This is a genomic window from Pseudomonas sp. COR18, assembly GCF_048568395.1.
In the GTDB taxonomy this organism is placed as follows: domain Bacteria; phylum Pseudomonadota; class Gammaproteobacteria; order Pseudomonadales; family Pseudomonadaceae; genus Aquipseudomonas; species Aquipseudomonas fuscovaginae_B.
The window spans coordinates 3117176-3140224 of record NZ_CP183808.1 but is presented as its reverse complement, the minus strand read 5'-3'; the positions used below and the strand labels follow the sequence as shown (position 1 = coordinate 3140224).

Genomic DNA, 23049 nt, shown 5'->3' with positions numbered 1-23049 from the left:
CGCGGGCAAGCCCGGCTCCTACAGTACCCCATCGTTCACCTCATTGGTGTACGACACCAGACTGTAGGAGCCGGGCTTGCCCGCGAAAGCGCCAGACCGGCCTACCCCGCCCACGACAACACCACAGGACTTGCTGGCCCTAGTGATGATTGTTCCCACGCTCTGCGTGGGAATGCCTCTCTCGACGCTCGGCGTCCGCTCTTGTGACGCAGAGCGTCACGGGCGGCGCTCCCACGCAGAGCGTGGGAACGATCAATAACCCCCGCTCCTGCCAAACCCTACCCGTTCGACGTCCAGCGCACCGAACCATCCTCGCCGATGAACTCCTCGATGATGTTCGCGCCACTCAGCCGCACCCGCGCAAACCCATTGAGCACCCGCTCCGGATAATCCGGGTCACCGGCATTGCGCGTCTCGGAGAACAACACCCGCTTGTTGCCATCCAGCTCGCTGGTCACGCCATAGGGGATGGCCCCGTGCCCGGCGCAACGCGCCTTCAACCCGTTCAATTCGGCATAGACGATGCCGTTGTGCAGGTGGCCCCAATACCAGTAGTCCGGCACCCGCCCCAGGGCATCGCAAACCTGTTTGTACAGGCCGTTCGGGTTGTGCCCGGTGATATCGAAGCCCTGGTGGTGACTGAGCACCAGCAACCGGTCGCGCTTGGGCAAGGTCTTCATCCAGTCGATCTGCTGCGGGTTCAGGGTGCCGTCCATGTACAGGTTCAGCGGCTTGGAGGCATAGGCCGAATCCAGCCCGACGATCAGCCAGTCATCGTTGTACAGGGCGAAATAGCTGGTGCCCTGCTGCACCGGGAAGCGCGCATTGAGCTCGGCGAAATAGCCGTGGGCACCGCTGTACATTTCGTGGTTGGAGTTGAGCGTGAAGGCGCCGTGCTTGCCCATCGGCCAGCCGGCCATGTCGACATCCTCCTCGGAGCCGGTACCGGCGTAGTAGACGTCGCCCAGGTGAATGGTGAAATCGGCCTGGACCCGACTCATCTGGTTGGCCACGCTGACCGCCGGCGCATGGCTGTCGAACGGCCCCGTGCCCCAGTCGCCGGCAATCGCCAGGCTGACCTCGTTGTCGATCATCATCACCATCGGCGTGGTGGCGAACGTGGCGTGATGGCGCAGGTTCTCGATCCACTTGATCAGCGCCTCGCTCCACAGCAGGTCCAGCAGTTCCCACTTGCGACAACCGAGCAGCGTGCCGTCCTTGAGTACCCGGGTCGGCAACTCCGCCTCCGAGGTCGGCAGCGCCTGGGCATGGCCCAGGTGCAAGATCGACAGGCCATGGGCCAGTTCCCAGGGTACCGCCGGCTCGTCGCTCGGCAGGTCGCCGTGCGCCAGCACGTAATGGGCCTGGTCATGCCCGCGTTGCAGCAGTTGCTGGATCGCCTGGAATTCCTCCGGCTCGATATCGCTGATCAGTTTCTTCCACGACAACTCCAGCCGGGCCTTCAAACCGCTGAGCCGGATCTGGATCTTCGCCAGCTCATGTTCCAGATGGTGCAGGTTCATGGCGCTCTCCCTACAAGGTTTTCATGAATTCGATCAGCGCCCATTTCTCGGCGTCGGTCAGTTGGGTGCCATACAGGTGACCACCGTTGTGGTTGCCTTCCAGGCGGGTGTCGTACTTGAAGTAGGTCGGTGCCTGTACCTGCGGCCCGCTGGTGACGAAGCCGACCTTGACCGGGTCGTACACATCCGAGCCGGTGCTGAAGGTCACCGGACGCTTGTCCGGGGTCTGCAGCAGGTCCCACAGGCTCGGTACCGAGCCGTTGTGCAGGTACGGCGCACGCATCCAGATGCCATCGGTGGGGGTGTTGCTGTAGCTCTGGGTCTTGCGGTAGGCGCCGAAGTCGAACGGCGGCTTCTTGAAGCCGTGGAACGCCTGCACCAGGCCGGTAGTGAAGGAGTTCAGGCGATGCGGGTCGGTGCCCAGGGTGTCGATGGGAACGGTGACCTGGCCGGTGTCGGCCTTGCCGAACTCATGGCAACCGGCACAGTTGCTGGCCCACAGCGGCTTGCCCTGGGCGACCCGCGCCTGATCCAGGGCGAACGGCCAGGCCGGCGGCCGGGTGCCGAGCAGCCAGTTGGTGACCCGGTTGAAACTCTCCGGCAGCACCGACTGCGGCGTCGCGCCCACGGCCATGGCCGCCGCGTAGTTGCGCTCGTGGATATTGTTGTTATTACCGTCCCAATGCAGGTACAGCGACTCGCGCGGTTTCTGGTTCCAGATCTGCGGCAGGTCGACGGTGCCGATGGTCGAGTCGTCCGGGAAGCCGAACACCACCATCTTGGTCGGGTTGAACGTGTCGGTACGCCCAGGCCCCTGGGCCGGCCGCAGTTTCTGCCAGGCATAGCCCTGCTTCTGCTTGAGCAGCGCGCTCTTGGCCATCGGGATGATCAGATAGCGGTTGTACAGCTTCTCGAAGAAGCCCAACTGGAACTTGGCGTTGATCGCCGCCATCACCGCGTCGGCGGTGAATTTCGGATCGCTGGCGCAGTCGTAGGCGAACCACTGGAAGGCCTGCAGTTGCAGGGTATTGGCCGGTGCCGTGGCCAGTGGCCGGGCGACGTCGTCGGCCGCGGCGCGATAGGAACCGGTGTGGCACAGGGCGCAGTTGGGCTCCACGGTCGGGTAGCCGATCTGCCGCTTGGCCATGCCGATCGGCAGGTCGCGGCCGTTCTCGTAGAGAAAGCCGAACGACTCCCAACCCCCACCCGGCCTGGGCATTTTCTCCGGGCACATCTGTGGCAGCACGGAGAACAGGTAGTAGGGAATCCGTGCCTCGATCCCCAGGCCAATAGCGGCGTACTTGAAATGGTCCTCGTCGGCGGCGAACTTCTCCTCGGGCACCACCCGCAGCATGTTGTACCAGGTCTGGTAGCCAATGAAGCCCAGCACCAGCAGGGTGACCAGCAGGCCGACCCGGAAGCTGTGGCGTTGCCAGCGCACCGCCCAGCCGTGGCACCAGGCATGCCAGCCATCGACCAGCAGGGCCCAGGGCCGGGTTGCCGGCGGGCTGCCCAGGTAAAGGGTGATGCCCAGCAGCAGGAACATGCTCAGGTCGCCATAAAGCATCGGCACGAACACCGACGGCGTGGTGCTGGTCTGGATCAGGTAGATCCAGAACGCCACGGCGATCAGCCGGCTCAGTACGCAGAGCCAGGAGTTGATCGGAAAGCGCCGGGCGTTGAAACCCGAAGGCATGTAGAACAGGCTGATGCCCACCAGCAGCATGCCGGCGTTTTCCAGCCAGGGGTCCGACAGCACCGGTGGCAGGCCGACCACCGAGGTCAGCAGCGCCGGAGCGAAAAGGGCCGGCAGTGCGAACACCATGTTCATCACGATGCCGAGCCAGATGAAGCGTTGATACCAGCGGATGTAGTTATCCATGTCACCCTCTATCTGCAAATCCATGCCTATCGGGCCACCGCTGCCCCCCTGTAGGAGCCGGGCTTGCCCGCGAAGCTTTTAACGATCTCAAGGGCCATTTCGCGGGCAAGCCCTGCTCCTACAGGTTCGATGGCATATTCAGAACGGGCTCATCATCCCAGCGCGGTCTTCTCCAGGTGCGCCAGGATCAGCGGATACACATCGACCACCGCGTTCTTGCCGAAGATGCAGTCGATATGGCCGTAACCGGGCACCACATGCCGGCTGTACAGCTCCGGACCATGCATCTGCACCAGCCGCTCGTAGGTCTTCTCGGTGCTTTGCGGCAGGTAGCACTGGTTGTCCGCACCGCTGATGAAGCAGATCGGCAGATCCAGGCGGTCGAAATGCGGCATGTAGACGTCGTGGCCCTTGAAGTCCACCAGGTGGCCCTTGCGACAGATCAGCGCCAGGTGTTCGAAGGTCTCGATGTTCGACTCGCCGAACAGCTCATGCAGGTTGTCGTGCAGGGTCTCGTTGAGGGTGTCGTGCCGGTACAGCGAGGCATACATGAAGGTGATCCGGTGACAGACCGGGTTGGTGCAGTAGCCCTGGGCCTCGATCCTCGCATAGACGTTGAGGGCCTTGTCGTAGAGCTTGTTGAACCAGCTTTCCTTGCTGTCGGCATAGGCGGTCAGCGACTTGATGCCCACCGTATCCAGTACCCCCGGCAGATGCAGGCCGGCCTTGATCCCGGTGGCCGTGGCCACCACCGTGTCGGCGGCGATCTGCGAGCAGACCACCGAACGTACATGTTCCAGCCCCGCCAGCAGCGCCATGAAGAACGTCGTGGCGCCGTAGCAGTGCACCACGCACTGCACGTCCGCCGCGCCGGTGGCCTGGCGGATCTGCGCGATGGCGGCCTTGAAGTCGTACTGGGCGATCTGGTCGCCGTTGCATTCCTGCTTGCTCGCCGGCAGCAGGATGCTGACGCGAAAGTCCAGCAGCCAGACGTCATAGTCGTGCTTGCACAGGTACTCCAGCAGGTTGGTCTGGATGGTGTCGGTGGAGAAGATGTTCGAACCCACGCCGAGGCCGTGCACCAGCATCACCGGGCCCTTGCTGCCGGCCTGGTAGCGGGTCAGGCGCAGTTGCACCCGATCCTCGGTCTCGAAGAAATGCACCGTGGGCACCGGCGCATCCAGCGGCCGCTTGTGCCGCGGTGGCGCATCCGGGTTGAAGTAGATATCGCCGGCGAAGACCCCGCCGTAGCTTTCCCAGAGAATCCCGGCGAAGAACTTGCCGAAGCGCGCCAGGGCCTCGATGCGTTCGCGCTCGTTACGCGCGTTGAGCACCTTCATGGTGGTCATCTGCTTGGCGAAGTCAGCCGGCTTGATGTGCATGACCCCGGAACCGATCACCGCGCCGGTCTTGTCCGGGCCTTGGTAGAGGGTGACATAGAGGGTGCTGGTGTCCGGCCAGATATTGAGCAGGCCATGGTCCTCGGGGACGGTCTTGAAGGCACTGAAGTAGTAGTCGCGGCCGTCCTCGGCGGTCAGCTTCATGTCGTAGTTCATGTGCCGTACGCCGACCTGCTGCTCATATTGCTCGAACAGGTTGAATACACCGTTGCTGGCGGTCAGCGGGTACGGTGACAGCGCCGGGGCATCGAGGGTACCGACCAGGGTGGCGGCGTGCTGGGGCTCCCTGATCATCCGGTCGAGGTCGTTCGCGGTGATGGTCAGGGTGAACTCGATGGGCGAGTTCTGCGCCTCGCCGCGTTTCGCCGCCGCCTCGTAGACCTTCAGGTCGGTGCCCTGGGGCTGGGTGAAATCCCTGGAGAAGTAGCCCTTCATGGTCTCGGTGAAGTGCACGCCGAGGGTCGAAGGCGCCACCGGCTTGCGCGGAGCCGAGGGCAGGCTGTAGTCGATGACCCAGCCGCGGTCGGCCGCCAGCAGGCTCATGTTGCGTTCGCTGACCGCGGAAATGGTCAACAGCGGATTGACCGCCAGGGAGGTCGGGATCACCGCGCCGTCGGCCACGTACAACCCCGGGTACACCTCGCTGCCACTGACGCCGCTGAACACCTGGCCCTTGTGGTTGACCACCCCCTGCCCGGCATCCTCGCCCATCACGCAACCGCCCAGCGGGTGCACCGAGACGATGCTGTGCCGCAGCAGCTTGGTCCAGATCGGGTTCGGCACCCAGACCCCGCCCAGGGCCTTGGTCGACTGGTGCAGGCGTTCGTTGCCCAGCTTGAAGTTCTCCTGCTCGCCGACACCCGGCCAGTCGATGCGCAACTGGTCCTTGTCATCGAGCACCATGCGCCCCTTGCCGTCGTCATGGCTCATGATCAGGTAGGTCTGCATGTTGTGCAGCGCGCCATGGTACGGGCCACGCAGGAAACTCTCGGCCTCGCGGGCCTTGTAGTGCAGTTCGGCGCTGACACCCTTCTCGGTCGCCTCGCCGATCAGTTCGGCGAAACCGGCCATCGCCGGCACCATCGGCCGCCCCAGCGCCCCCGGGATCGAGCCTTCCTCGATCACCATGTGGCTGCGCCAGTCGCCCTCGTTGCGCATGTCGATGATCGAGGTGATGCAGGGGCCGACCGGCTGCAGGTCCTTGGCCGAATGGCTGCCGAAGCCGATGCCGTTGATGGTCTGCCCGCAGTTGTGGCCGAACCCGAGGATGTCGCCGTTGCCGCTCATGTTCTCGCCGAGCTGGTTGGACAACGACAGGCCCTTGTTGCGCGAACGCAGCAGGATCTCCGTGGAGCCCAGGGTGCCGGCGGACAGCACGACGATATCGGCCTTGACGAACAGGGTCGGTGCAGAGAATTTCTCGCGACCGCTGTCCAGGTACTGGAAGTGCACGATCCAGCCATCGCCGTCGCGCTCCAGATGACGTACCTCGGCCTGGCAGAAAATCTCCGCGCCATGGTTCCAGGCGTCCGGCAGGTAGTTCATCAGGGTGGTGTTCTTGGCCTTGTTGTTACAGCCCGAGACGCAGTCGCCACAGTGGTTGCACGGCAGTTGCTCGACACCGACGTGGTTGAGGTTGCCGGGCAACGGGTCGAAGGTCACGTTGATCGGCGGCGTATAGAAATGCGTTTTCTCCTGCAGGTAGTCCGCCGACTTGCGATTGGCTTCCAGCTTGTCCAGGGACGGGGCGGAGGCCGGATAGGGGTTGGGCTTGAGCATCTCGCGCGCCAGTTCATAGCCTTTGGCGAGCAGCGTGTCGCGGTGCTCGCGCACCGCCTGGGGCCAGCGCGGATCCTCGAAGACCCCCGGCTCCGGTTCCAGGGACACGTTGGCGTTGATCAGCGACGTGCCGCCCAGGCCACAACCGACCACCACGTTCTGCTGAGCGTTGACGTGCAGGTCGTAGAGGCCGGTGCGCGAACCGATATGCCCGTCCGGGTCATGCACCTGCAATTCCTCGGTCGCCGCGATCATGGTGTTGGGGTACTCGCCCGGGCGGATTTCCCGCCCCCGCTCAAGCAGGCACACGCGCTGGCCGGCGCGGGACAGGCGCGACGCGGCGATGCCGCCGCCGTAGCCGGAGCCGATCACAATGACGTCGTAACGCTCCTTGATGGCACTGATGGGTGTGGAAATCCGGGTCATGGTCGTTTCCTCTCAGGGTCCTGGCCGGGCCACTCTGCGGTGGTCGCAACCGGGACAGACGGTGATGCAACGAACAAACGCGCACACGGGCTCGGCGTGTGAACGGCTGATGACGGCAGGCCGGGGCGACGCTATAGGCGCGCGCGCTGATTGATCGCGTGGCGATGGATACGTCGGGGAATCAGGGCGCTGGTGCGGGCCGCGGCGCTGCTGGCGGAGAGCGGCGACGGGCGGGAGTGAGATTGGCGACCCATCGAGCGTTCTCCCTGAACCTGGAATGGATACGAGTAAGGCTGTGTCCTTGTGCCATTAGTGAAGACTTTCACCGGAGGGGTGTCAACGAACCCCCTTAGAACTGTATGAAATTTGATCTATAGCGTTGAATGCTATGAAAACCGGGGCCTGCGGCGCTTGGCGAACAACTTATCCACAGAGCGACCCACAGCAAATGTGGGAAACTGCCGATTTCCATCGCCCCGCTCGCGGGTGAATGTGAATGAAATCCGTGACTTATCCGGAAAGGGCGACTTCACGGAGCATTGATCGTTTTTTGACCAAACCCCTGTAAGCCTCATATTCCGGTGGCTGTAGCCGATCGCAAACATCTTATCCACAGAAAGGCCAACAGACTTTGTGCGCAACTCTCGAAGAGCGTCAAGCGATTGTGGAAAACCGCTGAAAACCACGAAAAACAAAGCGTCCAGCGGCCTGGGCCGAAGAAAATCGCCATATCGATCATTTTTTGAACAAATCCTTGAACGCCTTGTAAAACAAGGGATACATCAGATAGCGAACAACTTATCCACAAAAGCGCCAACAGACTTTGTTGAAAAAACCAAGGTTCACGCCAATGCCCAGCGCCCCTTATCCACATGAAAAAGCCAAGGAAAACCGCTGGTTATGCTGGTAATTTTTCGTACGACCGGCTGCAGACGTTGATTTCAGCTGGCTGCAGCGATGCGCGAACACGTTATCCACAGATCGGCCAACAGCCTCTGTGGACACTTGCGCAAATATTCCTGCAAGGAGGTCTGAATGGCGCTACCGGACCTTGAGCTACACTCCTTGGCACAGCGCGCCTTGTTCTTGCAGTAAAGGTGTCTTGGCCTGATGCATTGACTCGAGGATATCCGGCATGGTGCGATCCCCATGTGGCCGCTTGCGCTATTTTCCGTAGCGCCCTGTCGCCTGCCCGGCGCCGGTTTGACCCTGATCGAGCTGCTGGCAACCCTGGCGACGGTGACCTCTGCGCTGGGCCGCGATCGCAGGGCCGGTGGGGACGTCGTGTATGGCGTCCGAACCCGTGCGCAGGGCCTGAGCATGCACCCGCCACTCGCCGCTCTGCTGGCCCTGGCGGCCCTGTTCAACGTGAGCAGTGGCCTGGCCAACTGCTTCCAGGACGCCGGTGAGCGCTATCGCATCGATCCGCTGCTGCTCTACGCCATCGCCCAGGTCGAGTCGGGGCTAAATCCCCGGGCGCGCCACGACAACCGTGATGGCAGCCGGGACATCGGCCTGATGCAGATCAACAGCCGCCACCTGCCGGCCCTCGCCGCCTTCGGCATCGCCGAGCGCAACCTGCAGGAAGAGCCCTGTACCAGCGTGATGGCCGGAGCCTGGATTCTCGCCCGCTTCGTCCAGCGACTGGGCTACGGCTGGCAGGCGGTGGGCGCCTACAACGCCGGCACCGCCAGCGAACGCGATGCCCGCCGCGAACGGTATGCGCAACAGGTGTGGGCGTACTACGCCAAGCTGCTGGAGCGGCGTCGGGCCGGCGCCCTGCGCAGCGGAACCCGGCCATGAGACAGTCCGATGCGCGGGTCCTCAGCCATGGCCAGTTGCGCCACCTGCGGCTGCAGGCGGCCAACCTCGAGTGCGGTCAGCGCACTACGCCTTCCTCGATCAGCAACTTGAGGATCGCCTCGGCTCCCGCTTCGGCACTGACGCCCTTGAGCACCTGCCCGCCGCCGCCACTGGCCTTGGCCGTGGCCGCCTTCATCCGGTCGGCACCGCTCTTCGCCTTGATCACCTTCAACCGCTTGGGCCGTGGCTTGGCCGGCTGCAGCTGGGCACTGGTGAACAACTCGTCCTCCAGCACCTCCACTTCCTCGGCCTGCAGCACCCCGCGCTGCGCCGGGCCATAGGCGCTCTGCCGTGGCTTGGGCGCGGCGTTATCCACCGTGGCGAGAAACGGCAAACGCACCTTCAGCCGCCGCCGCTGACCGCGGGGCAAGGCCTGCAGTACCTGGGCCACGCCAGCCGTGATCGACTCGACCTCGGCCAAACCCACTACCAGCGGCCAACCGAGGTTTTCCGCCAGCAGGAACGGCAACATCCCCGAGCCCTCGCCGGTTTCCGCCTGGCTGCCGGTGAGCACCAGCTGGGCACCGACGTCGCGCAAGTAATCGGTCAGTACCGGCAGCGCATCGGCGCCGGCCGGCTGCTCGAGCACCCGCATCTCCGACAGGCCCATGCCCAGGTAGGCACGCAGGGCCGGCTCGGCGACATCGCCGGCATGCACCACCTGCAAGTTATCCCCAGCCAGTTGCAGGCCCAACTCCACCGCCCGGGCATCCTGCTCGGCGCGACGGGCGCGGCCGGAGGTCGGGTGGGCGCCAATCGATACCAGGCTGATGACATTCGTGTTCATGAACTTACCCCCACCTTAGGCCGCATCGCGCTTGGCGCCATTGCGATATGCCGTCACCGCGGCGATCAGCGCGCGGCAGATCTCGTTGCTGTCGCCGATCACCGACAGGTCGGCGCGCTTGATCATGTCGCAGCCCGGATCGAGGTTGATCGCCACCACCTTGTCGCAGGCACCGATACCCTGCAGGTGCTGGATCGCCCCGGAAATGCCCACGGCGACATAGACCCGCGCGGTCACCCAGGTACCACTGGCCCCGACCTGCCGATCGCGGGTCATGAAACCATCGTCCACCGCCACCCGCGAAGCGCCTTCGGTGGCGCCCAGCGCCGCCGCCGTCTCGTGGAACAGCGGCCAGTCCTGGACGCCGTTGCCGCCGGAGAAAATGAACTCGGCCTCGGCCATGGGAATCGCCGCCGGGTCCACGGCCACTGCGCCGAGATCCTCGATGCGCGACAGGCTGCGGGCGATGCCTGTGGACAACTCCACGGGCAAGGCTTCGTGACGGGTTTCGCTGACCGGTTCGGCACACTCGGCCGCGGCCAGGATCACCCGGGCCAGCGGTCGTGCCAGGTCCTGCAGGCCGGCACCGGCGCGGCCGATGCACTCGCCGTCCTTGACCTGCCAGACCCGTGTGGCCGGGCGTTCGCCCAGACTGGCGGCGAAACGCCGGCCCAGTTCGCCACCACCGCTGCGGCTGTCCGGCAGCAGCCAGTGGCGAGGATCGAACTGGTTATCCACAGCCCGCAGGCCCTGGACCCGTTGCTCCGGTGAATAACCGTTGAACTCGTCACCCTCGAGCACCAGCAGGCGATCGACACCGGCGGTCGCGAAGGTGCTTTCCTTGTGTTCGCCGAAGACCACGGCCAACACCGCGCCGTCCTTGCCGGCCAACTGATGGGCCAGGCCGAGCAGGTCGCGGTCGTGGCTGCTCAGGCGGCCGCCGACCATGTCCGGCACCACGCAGATGTGGAACGCCGGCTGGGCCACCTGGTGCAGCGGCAGTTGCACCTCGACGCTGGCCGAACGCTTGGTGGTGCCGCCCTGCTGGGCGCCACTGCGGTCGATGCGCTTGATGCCGTTGGGGCCGATGAAACCGACGCCATGGGGGTTCTTGCGGATGACCCCGTTGGGGCCCATCCAGCTGTGTTGCACCGGCTGCATCGCCGCATGCAGCGGATGCAGGCGGTTGCGGGCGATGCGCTCGGCGCGCGGGTCGCGACGGATAATATCGCTCATCAGTGCACCTCCGCAGGTTCACGCTTGGGCGCCGGCTTGCTCGGCTGTGCCTCTTCGAGCAGGGCATCGGCCACCAGCTCGGCCAGGTCCTTGATCATCGGGCGCGGTTCGACCACCCCTTCGAGCATCGCCGTGCATTGTGGGCACCCCACGGCCACCAGCTCGGCGCCAGTCTCGCGGATATCTTCCATGCGCATGTCGGGAATCCGCTGCTTGCCCGGAATGTCGGTGATCGGCGCACCGCCACCGCCGCCGCAGCAGCGGGAACGGAAACCGGAACGCTGCATCTCCCTGACCTCGATCCCGAGGGCCCGCAGCACCTCACGCGGCGCCTCGTATTCGCCGTTGTAGCGGCCCAGATAGCACGGGTCGTGATAGGTCACGCTGTTGCCCTTGTGCTGGCCGATGTTCAGGGCACCGGCCCCGATCAGCTCGGCCATGTAGGTGCTGTGGTGCTGCACCAGGTAGTTGCCGCCAAAGGCACCGTACTCGTTCTTCAGCACGTGGAAGCTGTGCGGGTCGCAGGTGACGATGCGCTTGAAGCTGTACTGGGCCAGGGTCTGGATATTGCGCTTGGCGAGCAGCTGGAAGGTCGCCTCGTCGCCCAGGCGACGGGCCACGTCGCCGCTGTCGCGCTCTTCCAGGCCGAGGACCGCGAAGTCGACCTTGGCCGCCTTCAGCACCTTGACGAAGGCACGCAGGGTGCGCTGGTTGCGCATGTCGAAGGCACCGTCGCCGACCCAGAACAGCACGTCGGTGCTCTTCTTCTCGCCGAGCACGGCGAGGTTCAGGTCGGCCGCCCAATTCAGGCGACCGCCGGGGGCGAAACCGCCAGGGTTGTCGGTGGCGATCAGGTTTTCCAGGACCTCGGCGCCCTTGTTCGGCGTCGCGCCCTTTTCCAGGGTCAGGTGCCGGCGCATGTCGACGATGGCATCGACGTGCTCGATCATCATCGGGCACTCCTCGACACAGGCACGGCAGGTGGTGCAGGACCACAGGGTCTCGGCATCCACCAGGCCGTTGACGATCGGCTGGTGCGGGTTGCCCGCATGTTCACCGATCGGCTTGCCCGGATACGGGCTGCCGGCGAACTGGGCATCGGTGCCGCCGGCGAGGCCGACCACCATGTCCTGAATCAGTTTTTTCGGGTTCAGCGGCTGGCCGGCGGCGAACGCCGGGCAGGCGGCCTCACATTTACCGCACTGCACGCAGGCATCGAAGCCCAGCAGTTGGTTCCAGGTGAAGTCCTTGGGCTTTTCCACACCCAGGGGCGCCTGTGGATCATTCAGGTCCAGCGGCTTGAGGCCGGTGGAGCGGCCGCCGCCGAAGCGTTCGGCGCGGCGGTGCCAGGCCAGGTGCAGGGCACCGGCGAAAGCGTGCTTCATCGGCCCGCCCCAGGTCATGCCGAAGAACAGCTCCGACACGCCCCACAGCACACCGACACCGAGGATCAGCGCCAGCACCCAGCCGCCGAAGTCTTCCGGCAGGATGCCGGCCACCGGCAGGGTGACCAGGAAGAACGAGCCCGAAAACGCCAGCAGGCTTTTCGGCAGGCGCATCCACGTGCCTTTCGACAGCCGCGACGGCGGGTTGCGCCGGCGCCGGTAGACGAAGATCGCCCCGACGAACATCACCGCCGACATCAGCAGCAAGGCGTAGCCGAGAATGCGGTTGTGCAGGCCGAAACCGTGCACCAGCAGCGCCAGGACGATCGACGCCACCGCGCCACCGGCGGTGGCGACGTGGGTATTGGCGATGTATTTGTCCCGCGCTACCACATGGTGCAGATCGACCATGTAGCGCTTGGGCATGGCGAACAGGCCGCCGATCAGATCGACCTTCGACGGTCGGCCGCGGCGCCACATGGCGACCCGCCGCAGCGCGCCGAGGACGGCGAGGCCCAGGGCGGCGAACAACAGGATGGGAAGAAGGGTGTTCAACATGGTGAAGCTCCCAAAGACCTAAGGCCTTGCAAGGGTTAATTGCATGCCAGTGAAGCCATGCACCTACTGGTGGCGAGGAGGGCCCGGTGCCATTCAGTCAGGACCGAACACCATCCCTGTAGGAGCAGGGCTTGCCCGCGAAGCTTTTGGCGACCTCAAGGACGCATTCGCGGGCAAGCCCTGCTCCTACAGGTTACGCGGCGTTTTCGGTATCAAGCCCGCCCCGCACCACAGGTGATGGTGTGATGCCGTCAAAAATCCTTGCACAGACGCAGCGCGTCATAGATCGCCGCATGCGTGTTGCGCTGGGCCACGCAGTCGCCGATACGGAACAGCAGGTAGCCGTCGCCGGACTGGCTCAGGCAAGGCTGCGGCTGGATCGCGAAGAGCGCCTCGACGTCGATCTGGCCCTTGTTGCGCGAACCGTCCTTGAGCCCGTAGTAGAGCGCTTCGTCCGGACGGACGCCGTTCTCCACCACCACCTGGTCGACCACCCGTTCCTCCTTGGCACCGGTGTATTCGTTCTCCAGCACCGCCACCAGCTTGTCGCCCTCGCGGTAGACCTTTTCCAGCATCATGTCGCCGGTCATGATCACTTCCTTGGGGTACATGCTGCGGTAGTAGGTCGGGAACGACGTACCGCCGATCGCCACGCCCGGCTTGATGTCATCGGTGACGATCTCGACCTGGCTGCCCTTGTCGGCGAGGAAGTCGGCCACCGACATGCCGGTGAATTCGCAGATGGTGTCGTAGACCAGCACGTTCTTGCCCGGCGCGACCTTGCCGTCGAGCACGTCCCAACTGCTGACCACCAGCCCTTCGGCGGCACCCCAGTGTTCGTTCTGCTCCAGGTTCGGATGCCCGCCGACGGCCAGCACGACGATGTCCGGACGCAGGTCGAGGATGGTCGCGATGTCGGCGGCGGTACCCAGGCGCAGGTCGACCTTCAGCCGGGCCAGTTCCAGCTGGAACCAGCGGGTGATACCGGCGATCTGGTCACGCTGCGGCGCCTTGGCCGCCGTGGTGATCTGGCCACCGATGCTGTCCTTCTTCTCGAACAGGGTCACGTCGTGGCCCCGTTCGGCCGCCACGCGGGCGGCTTCCATGCCGGCCGGGCCGGCACCGACGATCACCACCTTGCGCTTGGGCCCGGTGGATTTCTCGATGATGTGCGGCACGCCCATGTATTCACGGGAGGTGGCGGCGTTCTGGATGCACAGGACATCCAGGCCCTGGTACTGGCGGTCGATGCAATAGTTGGCACCGACGCACTGCTTGATCTGGTCGACCTGGCCCATCTTGATCTTGGCGATCAGGTGCGGGTCGGCGATGTGCGCGCGGGTCATGCCGACCATGTCCACGTAGCCGCCTTCGAGGATACGGGTGGCCTGGTTCGGGTCCTTGATGTTCTGCGCGTGCAGCACCGGAACCTTGACCACTTCCTTGATACCGGCAGCCAGGTGCAGGAACGGCTCCGGCGGGAAGCTCATGTTCGGGATGACGTTGGCCAGGGTGTTGTGGGTGTCGCAACCCGAGCCGACCACGCCGATGAAATCGAGCATGCCGGTGTCGTCGTAGTACTTGGCGATCTGCTTCATGTCCTCGTGGGACAGGCCGTCCGGGTGGAACTCGTCACCGCAGATACGCATGCCGACGCAGAAATCGTCACCGACTTCCTTGCGCACGGCCTTGAGCACTTCCAGGCCGAACTTCATCCGGCCCTCGAAGCTGCCGCCCCATTCGTCGGTCCGCTTGTTGACCCGCGGGCTCCAGAACTGGTCGATCATGTGCTGGTGCACGGCGGACAGTTCGACGCCGTCCAGGCCGCCTTCCTTCGCACGGCGGGCCGCCTGCGCATAGTTGCCGATCACCCGCCAGATCTCTTCCGGCTCGATGGTCTTGCAGGTGGCGCGGTGCACCGGCTCCCGTACGCCCGAGGGCGACATCAGGGTCGGCCAGTGGTAGCCGTCCCAACGCGAGCGACGACCCATGTGGGTAATCTGGATCATGATCTTGGCGCCATGCTTGTGCATGGCGTCGGCCAGGTTCTGGAAGTGCGGGATGATGCGGTCGGTGGACAGGTTCACCGAGCTCCACCACTGCTGCGGGCTGTCGATGGCGACCACCGACGATCCGCCGCAGATCGCCAGGCCGATGCCGCCCTTGGCCTTTTCCTCGTAGTACTTCACATAGCGGTCGGTGGTCATCCCGCCGTCGGTGGCATACACCTCGGCGTGGGCGGTACTGAGCACGCGGTTGCGGATGGTCAGCTTGCCGATCTGGATCGGCTGGAACATTGCTTCGAAAGCCATGATGCGATCCTCGACTTACAGCGGCTTGACGGTGAACAGGCCATCATCGTGGCCCTCTTCGGAACCGCCATAGACCTGCTCGGCCACGGTGCGGATCTTGCTGCCACGGGCGGCCAGGATCTGGTCCATGGCGCCGGCGAACCAGCCGGTGAACATGTAGTCGACCTTGCGCCCGACCTTGCCGTAGACGTAGACGAACGCCGAGTGCTCGAGCTTGACGCTGGCGGTGCCCTTGTCGAGGTCGATGTCCTGGATCTTGAACAGGCCCCAGCCGCGCTGCGACAGGCGCTTCATGTAGTGTTCGAATACCGCGACGCCTTCCAGGCCGTGGCATTCGGCTTCCTTTTCGCACCAGTGCCAGGCGGACTTGTAGCCGGCCTTGTAGAGAATTTCGGCATAGGCTTCGGCGCCCAGCACTTCTTCGATACCCATGTGGTTGTTGACGAAGAAATGGCGTGGCACGTAGAGCATCGGCAATGCGTCAGAGGTCCAGACACCGGTCTCGCTGTCGACTTCAATGGGCAGTTGCGGGGCGATTTTAGCCATGGGAAACACTCCAGAATTCATTGTTTGCGGCTGGCCGCGTACGCCCTGCGCGACCGGCGCGCAGGGGAAATCAGCAAAAAAAGGACGTCGTCGGGGGTTATTCGCCCCAGACCTCCTTGAGGACGTTGACCCAGTTCTCGCCCATGATCTTGCGCACCACGCGCTCGCTGTGACCGCGCTTGAGCAGGGTCTCGGTGAGGTTGGGGAACTCGCCCACGGTACGGATGCCCAGCGGGTTGATGATCTTGCCGAAGCTGGTCAGGCGGCGGGCGTAGCCCTTGTCGTGGGTCAGGTATTCGAAGAAGTCCTGGCCATGGCCCTGGGTGAAGTCGGTACCGATGCCGATGGCGTCTTCGCCGACGATGTTCATCACGTACTCGATCGCTTCGGCGTAGTCGTCGATGGTCGAGTCGATGCCCTTGGCCAGGAACGGCGCGAACATGGTCACACCGACGAAGCCGCCGTGGTCGGCGATGAACTTCAGTTCCGCATCGGACTTGTTGCGCGGGTGCTCTTTCAGGCCCGAAGGCAGGCAGTGGGAGTAGGTCACCGGCTTCTTCGATTCGAGGATGACTTCCTCGCTGGTCTTGGAACCGACGTGGGACAGGTCACACATGATGCCGACACGGTTCATCTCGGCGACGATCTCGCGACCGAAGCCCGACAGGCCGCCGTCACGCTCGTAGCAGCCGGTGCCGACCAGGTTCTGGGTGTTGTAGCACATCTGCACGATGCCCACGCCCAGTTGCTTGAAGATCTCCACGTAGCCGATCTGGTCTTCGAACGCATGGGCGTTCTGGAAGCCGAAGAGGATGCCGGTCTTGCCCAGTTCCTTGGCCTTGCGGATGTCGGCGGTGGTCCGTACCGGCATCACCAGGTCGCTGTTCTCGCGGATCAGCTTCTGGCTGGCGGCGATGCTGTTGACGGTAGCCTGGAAGCCCTCCCAGACCGACACGGTGCAGTTGGCGGCGGTCAGCCCGCCCTTGCGCATGTCCTCGAACAGTTCGCGGTTCCATTTGGCAATGATCAGCCCGTCGATAACGATGCTGTCGGCGTGTAACTCGGCTGGGCTCATCAGGCTGTCCCCTTTATTGGCAATTCATGCGCCGAATCGTCTGCCGGCGCTTTGGACCCAGCATATGCCCAGGGCCTGTCGGAGCCGGGTGCAAAAACGACAGGGGAATTGCCGAAAGCGTCAATCCGCGACAAAGGGCGTCAAGACAGTAGGCTCCAGCACTTATCGTTGTACGACTATTCTTTGCATTCGGCATGAGACAGAATTGCCGTTTACCGTTCTCCCATCAGCTTCAGGACGCCGTAATGAAATCGATTTTCCTGGCCTTGGCCCTTGTCAGCGTGGGTGTGCATGCGGCTGAAGACACCGACAACTCGCCGTGCGATGCGGTTGCGGACGACCAGCAGACCCTGGAATGCGCCACCTACAACAAGAACACCGCCGATCAGTTGCTCAAGGACAACTTCCAGGCGCTGCTGGATCGGGTGACGTCGCAATACGCCAGCAAGAAGGCCGAGCAGACCGACATCACCGCCAGGCTGCAAAAGGCCCAGCAGCTCTGGACCCAGTCGCGCGACGCCGACTGCGCCATTGCGCCGCTGCCGGCCAAGGTCGGCAGCAAGCAGTACAACATCGACCTGAACGACTGCCTGGCGAGCAAGAGCGACGAACGCTCGGAGTTTCTCGAATCGCTGCTGCAGGAATGACGCGCATGGGCATCGACAGGTCGGTGCCCGGCCCGGGCTGGCCGTTTGCGGCCGGCGCCTTGACAAGCCCCACGACGAAACTTAACTGATAGGCAACCACTCAAGCCCTGAACCGGCTGTACAGGCGAGTCGACCACGATAATCAGAGGATTTTCGTATGCGCTCACTCTCAGCCATTCCGCTGTATGCCCTGCTCATTTTCGTTGCCATCGTGCTGTTCATCGAGGTCGGCCGGCGGGTCGGCGCCCGACACCTGGCCGCCGACCCCGACGGCGCGCGCACCGGCATCGGTGCCATCGAGGGCGCGGTGTTCGGCCTGCTGGCATTGCTGATCGCCTTCACCTTCTCCGGCGCGGCCACGCGCATGGACACCCGGCGCACGCTGATCGTCGAGGAAACCAACGCCATGGGCACCGCCTGGCTGCGCCTGGACCTGCTGCCGCCGGCCAGCCAACCGGCCCTGCGCCAGGCCTTTCGCGACTATGTGGATGCGCGCATCGCCTACTATCGCGACCTCACCGATATCGACCTGGCCAGCCGCGAGAATGCCCGGGCCAGTGCCTTGCAACAGGAGATCTGGAAGCAGGCGATCGCCGGCCTGCAACAGATGCCGACGCCGACCCTGGGCGTCAGCCTGTTGCAGGCGCTCAACGCGATGATCGACATCACCACCACCCGCAGCGTGGCCCTGGAAACCCACCCGCCACTGATCATCTACCTGATGCTGATCGCGCTGACCCAGGTCAGCGCCCTGTTCATCGGCTACGGCATGGCCGGCAGCGCCCGGCACAACTGGTTGCACATCTTCGGTTATGCGCTGGTGATGGTCTGCGTGCTCTACGTGATTCTCGACTTCGAGTTCCCGCGGTTGGGTATCATCCGGGTCGACTACTTCGACAAGATCATGCTGGATTTGCGTAGAAGCATGCATTGACCTCCCCCTGGAAGGCCCCAAACGGGCTACTAAGGATTCAAATGACTATCTGCGGTATCGAAATCAAGGGCAGCGAAGCCATCTTCGCCCTCGCCACCCTGCAGGGTACGAGCCCCGAACATGTTGCAACCCGCGTCAGGAAGATCGCCCTGGACGATGATGACGAAGCTGCCAACGTCAGGGCCTTCGCCAGCCAGTTGCGGGCGTTCGTCGAGGCCAATGGCATCACTCGCATCGCCATCAGGAAACGCAGTAAGAAAGGCGAGTTCGCCGGCGGGCCGACCACCTTCAAGATCGAGGGCATCGTGCAACTGCTGGACCACTGCGAAGTGACGCTGCTGTCGCCGCAGACCCTCAATGCCCAGCACAAGAAGCACGGTTTCGATCTGCCGGGCACGCTGAACAAGTACCAGCACGAAGCCTACAAGGCGGCCTGTGCGGCGCTGCTGAAGAAGTAGCGCCGGGCACCGGCGCACCGCCGGCTCCACAGCACGCCGCTAGACCTTGAGCGCCCGCCGGTCCTCGCGCGGGCACTGGGCAAACCGGGCCCGGTAGCTGCGGGTGAAGTACGACGGCGACTCGAAGCCACTGGCAATGCTCACCTCCAGCACGCTCATGTCGGTCTGGCGCAACAACTGCCGGGCCTTTTCCAGGCGCAGGCCCAGGTAGAAGTTGCTCGGGGTGTCCTTGAGGTGGAGGCGGAACAGCCGCTCCAGCTGGCGTCGTGTCACCTTGATCGACTGCGCCAGCTCCAGCGTGCTCAGGGGCGGTTCCATGTGCTGCTCCATCTCGCCGACCACCTGCACCAGCTTCTTGTTGCTGATGCCGTAACGCGTGGCGATCTGCATGCGCTGGTGGTCCTTGCGCGGGCGAATGCGCCCGAGCACGAACTGCTCCGACACCTGGATCGCCAGTTCCGGGCCATGGGCCTGGCCGATCAGGTCGAGCATCATGTCGATCGACGCCGTACCGCCGGCACAGGTGATCCGCCGACGGTCGATCTCGAACAGTTCCTGGGTCACTTCCAACTGTGGATAGGACTCCTTGAACGCCTCCAGTGCCTCCCAGTGCAACGTCACCCGATGGCCCTCAAGCAGGCCGGCCTCGGCCAGCACCACGCTTCCGGTGTCGATGCCGCCGAGGGTGACACCCTCGCCGTCCAGGCGGCGCAACCAGTGCTCCAGGGCCGGGGTGACGAATTTCAGCGGCTCGAAGCCGGCGACCACCAGCAGGGTCGCACCTTTCTTCAGGGGTTCCAATGCCGCGTCGGCGTTGACCGACATGCCGTTGCTCGCCAGCACCGCGCCGCCATCCGCGCTCAGCACGTGCCAGCGATACAGCTCGCCGCGAAAGCGATTGGCCACGCGCAGCGGTTCGATCGCCGAGATGAAGCCCATCGCCGAAAAACCTGGCATCAACAAGAAATAGAGATCCTGGGACATGGAGCGCACTCGCAAGACGGGTAGCGTTGTCGCTGTGATACGCCAGTTCGCAGGCAGGAGCAATAGCGCTGGTCGCCGCAGTGCAAGAGTCGGTCGCCGTAGGGCGTTTTCAGATCACCCAGGCTGCGTAACTTGAGCATCACCGGCGCATCAGACGCCGGAACCGACAATAACGACCTGCCGAGGATACCCGCATGAAACGACTGATCAGCCGCTGTGCACTCGCACTCACCGGCGCCGCGCTCCTGAACGCCAGCGTGATGGCCGCCGACCAGGCCTCCTGTCAGAACGTCCGCCTCGGCGTGGTCAACTGGACCGACGTGATCGCCACCAGCGCCATGAGCCAGGTGCTGCTCGAAGGCCTCGGCTACCAGGTCAAGCAGACCAGCGCCTCCCAGCAGATCATCTTCGCCGGCATCCGCGACCAGCGCCTGGACCTGTTCCTCGGCTACTGGAACCCGCTGATGACCCAGACCATCACCCCGTTCGTCGACGCCAGGCAGGTCAAGGTGCTGGCCGAACCGAGCCTCAAGGACGCCCGCGCGACCCTGGCGGTGCCCACCTACCTGGCCGACAAGGGCCTGAAGACCTTCGCCGACATCGCCAAATTCGAGAAGGAGCTGGGCGGCAAGATCTACGGCATCGAGCCGGGTTCGGGCGCCAATACCCAGATCAAGGCGATGATCGCCAAGAACCAGTTCGGCCTCGGCAAGTTCCAGTTGGTGGAGTCCAGCGAGGCCGGCATGCTCGCCGCCGTCGACCGCGCCGTGCGGCGCAAGGAGGCCGTGGTGTTCTTCGGCTGGGCGCCGCACCCGATGAACGTCAACGTGCAGATGACCTACCTCACCGGCAGCGAGGATGCCCTGGGCCCGAACGAAGGCATGGCGACGGTGTGGACCGTGACCTCGCCGACCTACGCCGAGCAGTGCCCGAACATCAACCGCCTGCTGACCAACCTGACCTTCAGCGCCGAGGACGAGAGCCGGATGATGCAACCGCTGCTCGACCACAAGGACGCGCTCGAATCGGCCCGCCAGTGGCTCAAGGACCACCCGCAGGACCAGGCCCGCTGGCTGCAGGGGGTGACCACTTTCGATGGCCGCCCGGCCGCCGGGAACCTGCAGCTGACCAGCCAGTAACCCGATACCCATCATCCCCCGCAGCCCTGTCGGCTGCGGTGTGAACCACCACGCCTGTAAGGAACCCGCACCATGAACCACGACGTCATCATCACCTGCGCTCTCACCGGTGCTGGCGACACCACCGCCAAGAGCCCACACGTGCCGGTCACGCCCAAGCAGATCGCCGCGGCGGCCGTCGAGGCGGCCAAGGCCGGCGCCACGGTGGTGCACTGCCACGTCCGCAACCCCGAAACCGGCAAGTTCAGCCGCGACGTGGCGCTGTACCGCGAAGTGATGGAGCGCATCCGTGAGGCGGACGTCGACATCATCGTCAACCTCACCGCCGGCATGGGCGGCGACCTGGAAATCGGCGCCGGCGAGAACCCCATGGCGTTCGGCCCGAATACCGACCTGGTCGGTCCGCTGACCCGCCTGGCGCATGTCGAGGCCCTGCTGCCGGAAATCTGCACCCTGGACTGCGGCACCCTCAACTTCGGCGACGGCGACACCATCTACGTCTCCACCCCGGCGCAACTGCGCGCCGGCGCCAAGCGTATCCAGGAACTGGGGGTGAAGGCCGAGCTGGAGATCTTCGATACCGGCCACCTGTGGTTCGCCAAGCAGATGATGAAGGAAGGCCTGCTGGACAACCCGCTGTTCCAGCTGTGCCTGGGCATCCCATGGGGCGCACCGGCCGACACCACCACCATGAAGGCCATGGTCGACAACCTGCCGCCGGACGTGGTCTGGGCCGGCTTCGGCATCGGCCGCATGCAGATGCCGATGGCCGCGCAGGCAGTGCTGCTGGGCGGCAACGTGCGGGTCGGCCTGGAAGACAACCTCTGGCTGGACAAGGGCGTGCTGGCGACCAACGGCCAACTGGTCGAGCGGGCCACGGAAATCCTCAGCCGCCTGGGCGCCCGCGTCCTGACCCCGGCCGAGGGCCGGGCGAAGATGGGGTTGGCCAAGCGCGGCTGAGCCGCTGATACACGCCTGTTCCGACAGAACACCGCAAAACCTGTAGGAGCGTCGGCCGGCCACTCCTACAAGGAACCTTATTGCCATACCTCCAATTGCGCAGGAATTCGTCATGAGCTTTATCACTGAGATCAAAACCTTCGCTGCCCTCGGCAGCGGCGTCATCGGCAGCGGCTGGGTCGCCCGCGCCCTCGCCCACGGCCTCGACGTGATCGCCTGGGACCCGGCACCCGGCGCCGAGGCGGCCCTGCGCAAGCGCATCGCCAACGCCTGGGGCGCCCTGGAGAAGCAGGGCCTGGCGCCCGGTGCCTCCCAGGACCGCCTGCGCTTCGTCGCCACCATCGAGGAATGCGTGAAAGACGCCGACTTCATCCAGGAAAGCGCCCCGGAACGCCTGGAATTGAAACTCGAGCTGCACGCCAAGATCAGCGCCGCGGCCAAGCCCAACGCGCTGATCGGCTCCAGCACCTCGGGTCTGCTGCCCAGCGAGTTCTACGAAGGCGCCACCCACCCGGAACGCTGCGTGGTCGGCCACCCGTTCAACCCGGTGTACCTGCTGCCGCTGGTGGAAGTGGTCGGCGGCAGGCAGACCGTGCCGCAAGCCGTGCAGGCGGCGATCAAGGTCTATGAATCCCTCGGCATGCGCCCGCTGCACGTGCGCAAGGAAGTCCCAGGGTTCATCGCCGACCGCCTGCTCGAAGCGCTGTGGCGCGAGGCGCTGCACCTGGTCAACGACGGCGTTGCCAGCACCGGCGAAATCGACGACGCGATCCGCTTCGGCGCCGGGCTGCGCTGGTCGTTCATGGGCACCTTCCTGACCTACACCCTGGCCGGTGGCGATGCCGGCATGCGCCACTTCATGGCCCAGTTCGGCCCTGCCCTGCAACTGCCGTGGACCTACCTGCCGGCGCCGGAACTGACCGACAAGCTGATCGACGACGTGGTCGAGGGCACCAGCGAGCAGTTGGGCCGCCACAGCATTTCGGCGCTGGAGCGCTATCGCGATGACTGCCTGCTGGCGGTGCTGGATGCGGTAAAGAGCACCAAGGCCAAACATGGCATGAGCTTCAGCGAGTAAGTTCAGCGGGGCCGGGGGCGCTTTCGCGGGCGAGCCCGCGAAAGCGCCCGCCCTGACGACACCCACTGCGATCCATT

The 23049-nt window shown here is 64.4% G+C and carries 18 protein-coding genes; 7 read left to right on the top strand and 11 right to left on the bottom strand.

The genetic code is table 11. The annotated features are described in order from the left end of the window. Positions 1 to 278 precede the first annotated feature (278 nt). From ACM62G_RS14415 to ACM62G_RS14400, 4 genes are all read right to left on the bottom strand, one after another. A complete protein-coding gene (locus ACM62G_RS14415) occupies positions 279 to 1523 on the bottom strand; it encodes a metallophosphoesterase family protein (protein ID WP_054058078.1) in 1245 nt (414 codons plus the stop codon). Positions 1524 to 1533: 10 nt separating this feature from the next. After that, positions 1534 to 3405 (bottom strand): hypothetical protein, encoded by a 1872-nt coding sequence (locus ACM62G_RS14410; RefSeq protein WP_054058077.1) that lies wholly within the window; start codon positions 3403 to 3405, stop codon positions 1534 to 1536. Positions 3406 to 3557: 152 nt separating this feature from the next. Then, entirely contained in the window at positions 3558 to 7010 is a 3453-nt protein-coding gene (locus tag ACM62G_RS14405; RefSeq protein ID WP_419737364.1) for an alpha/beta fold hydrolase, read from the bottom strand. Between the two features lie 131 nt (positions 7011 to 7141). Then, complete coding sequence (locus ACM62G_RS14400) at positions 7142 to 7264, bottom strand: hypothetical protein (RefSeq protein WP_419737363.1); 123 nt, start codon at positions 7262 to 7264, stop codon at positions 7142 to 7144. Positions 7265 to 8330: 1066 nt separating this feature from the next. Between ACM62G_RS14400 and ACM62G_RS14395 the strand changes: the two genes are divergently transcribed. Continuing rightward, entirely contained in the window at positions 8331 to 8813 is a 483-nt protein-coding gene (locus ACM62G_RS14395; protein WP_054058090.1) for a lytic transglycosylase domain-containing protein, read from the top strand. 76 nt (positions 8814 to 8889) lie between these two features. Here the strand turns inward: ACM62G_RS14395 and ACM62G_RS14390 are convergent, their stop codons facing one another. The 6 genes from ACM62G_RS14390 to ACM62G_RS14365 form a co-directional block, all read right to left on the bottom strand. After that, positions 8890 to 9660 (bottom strand): electron transfer flavoprotein subunit beta, encoded by a 771-nt coding sequence (locus ACM62G_RS14390; RefSeq protein ID WP_416770794.1) that lies wholly within the window; start codon positions 9658 to 9660, stop codon positions 8890 to 8892. A gap of 15 nt (positions 9661 to 9675) precedes the next feature. Continuing rightward, on the bottom strand, positions 9676 to 10896 hold the full coding sequence (locus tag ACM62G_RS14385) for an electron transfer flavoprotein subunit alpha/FixB family protein (RefSeq protein WP_273825822.1): 1221 nt from the start codon (positions 10894 to 10896) through the stop codon (positions 9676 to 9678). Further along, positions 10896 to 12839, bottom strand: coding sequence for a dimethylglycine demethylation protein DgcB (dgcB, locus tag ACM62G_RS14380; protein ID WP_419737362.1), 1944 nt, complete (start codon positions 12837 to 12839; stop codon positions 10896 to 10898). The genes ACM62G_RS14385 and dgcB overlap by 1 nt, the downstream gene beginning before the upstream one ends. Positions 12840 to 13090: 251 nt before the next feature. Next, the gene (dgcA, locus tag ACM62G_RS14375) at positions 13091 to 15151 is read right to left on the bottom strand and encodes a dimethylglycine demethylation protein DgcA (RefSeq protein ID WP_054058072.1); all 2061 of its coding nucleotides are present in this window, start codon (positions 15149 to 15151) and stop codon (positions 13091 to 13093) included. A gap of 15 nt (positions 15152 to 15166) precedes the next feature. After that, on the bottom strand, positions 15167 to 15697 hold the full coding sequence (locus ACM62G_RS14370; protein ID WP_003228980.1) for a DUF5943 domain-containing protein: 531 nt from the start codon (positions 15695 to 15697) through the stop codon (positions 15167 to 15169). Positions 15698 to 15794: 97 nt separating this feature from the next. Further along, complete coding sequence (locus ACM62G_RS14365) at positions 15795 to 16772, bottom strand: dipeptidase (RefSeq protein WP_017903678.1); 978 nt, start codon at positions 16770 to 16772, stop codon at positions 15795 to 15797. A 245-nt stretch (positions 16773 to 17017) separates the two neighbouring features. Here ACM62G_RS14365 and ACM62G_RS14360 point away from each other — a divergent pair, with 245 nt between their 5' ends. The 3 genes from ACM62G_RS14360 (at position 17018) to ACM62G_RS14350 (ending at position 18811) form a co-directional block, all read left to right on the top strand. Continuing rightward, positions 17018 to 17419, top strand: a complete 402-nt coding sequence (locus ACM62G_RS14360) for a lysozyme inhibitor LprI family protein (protein ID WP_054058071.1) — start codon at positions 17018 to 17020, stop codon at positions 17417 to 17419. Positions 17420 to 17576: 157 nt separating this feature from the next. Continuing rightward, positions 17577 to 18353, top strand: a complete 777-nt coding sequence (locus tag ACM62G_RS14355; RefSeq protein WP_419737361.1) for a DUF4239 domain-containing protein — start codon at positions 17577 to 17579, stop codon at positions 18351 to 18353. A 41-nt stretch (positions 18354 to 18394) separates the two neighbouring features. Then, positions 18395 to 18811: a DUF3010 family protein gene (locus tag ACM62G_RS14350; RefSeq protein ID WP_054058513.1), complete on the top strand. Its 417-nt coding sequence runs from the start codon at positions 18395 to 18397 to the stop codon at positions 18809 to 18811. A 39-nt stretch (positions 18812 to 18850) separates the two neighbouring features. Here ACM62G_RS14350 and ACM62G_RS14345 read toward each other — a convergent pair whose 3' ends face one another. Continuing rightward, positions 18851 to 19795: a GlxA family transcriptional regulator gene (locus ACM62G_RS14345; RefSeq protein WP_054058514.1), complete on the bottom strand. Its 945-nt coding sequence runs from the start codon at positions 19793 to 19795 to the stop codon at positions 18851 to 18853. Between the two features lie 194 nt (positions 19796 to 19989). Between ACM62G_RS14345 and ACM62G_RS14340 the strand changes: the two genes are divergently transcribed. From ACM62G_RS14340 to ACM62G_RS14330, 3 genes are all read left to right on the top strand, one after another. Continuing rightward, entirely contained in the window at positions 19990 to 20934 is a 945-nt protein-coding gene (locus tag ACM62G_RS14340; protein WP_054058515.1) for a choline ABC transporter substrate-binding protein, read from the top strand. A gap of 72 nt (positions 20935 to 21006) precedes the next feature. After that, positions 21007 to 21894, top strand: a complete 888-nt coding sequence (locus ACM62G_RS14335) for a 3-keto-5-aminohexanoate cleavage protein (protein WP_054058516.1) — start codon at positions 21007 to 21009, stop codon at positions 21892 to 21894. A gap of 112 nt (positions 21895 to 22006) precedes the next feature. Continuing rightward, positions 22007 to 22972, top strand: a complete 966-nt coding sequence (locus ACM62G_RS14330; RefSeq protein ID WP_419737360.1) for an L-carnitine dehydrogenase — start codon at positions 22007 to 22009, stop codon at positions 22970 to 22972. The last annotated feature ends 77 nt before the right edge of the window (positions 22973 to 23049 follow it).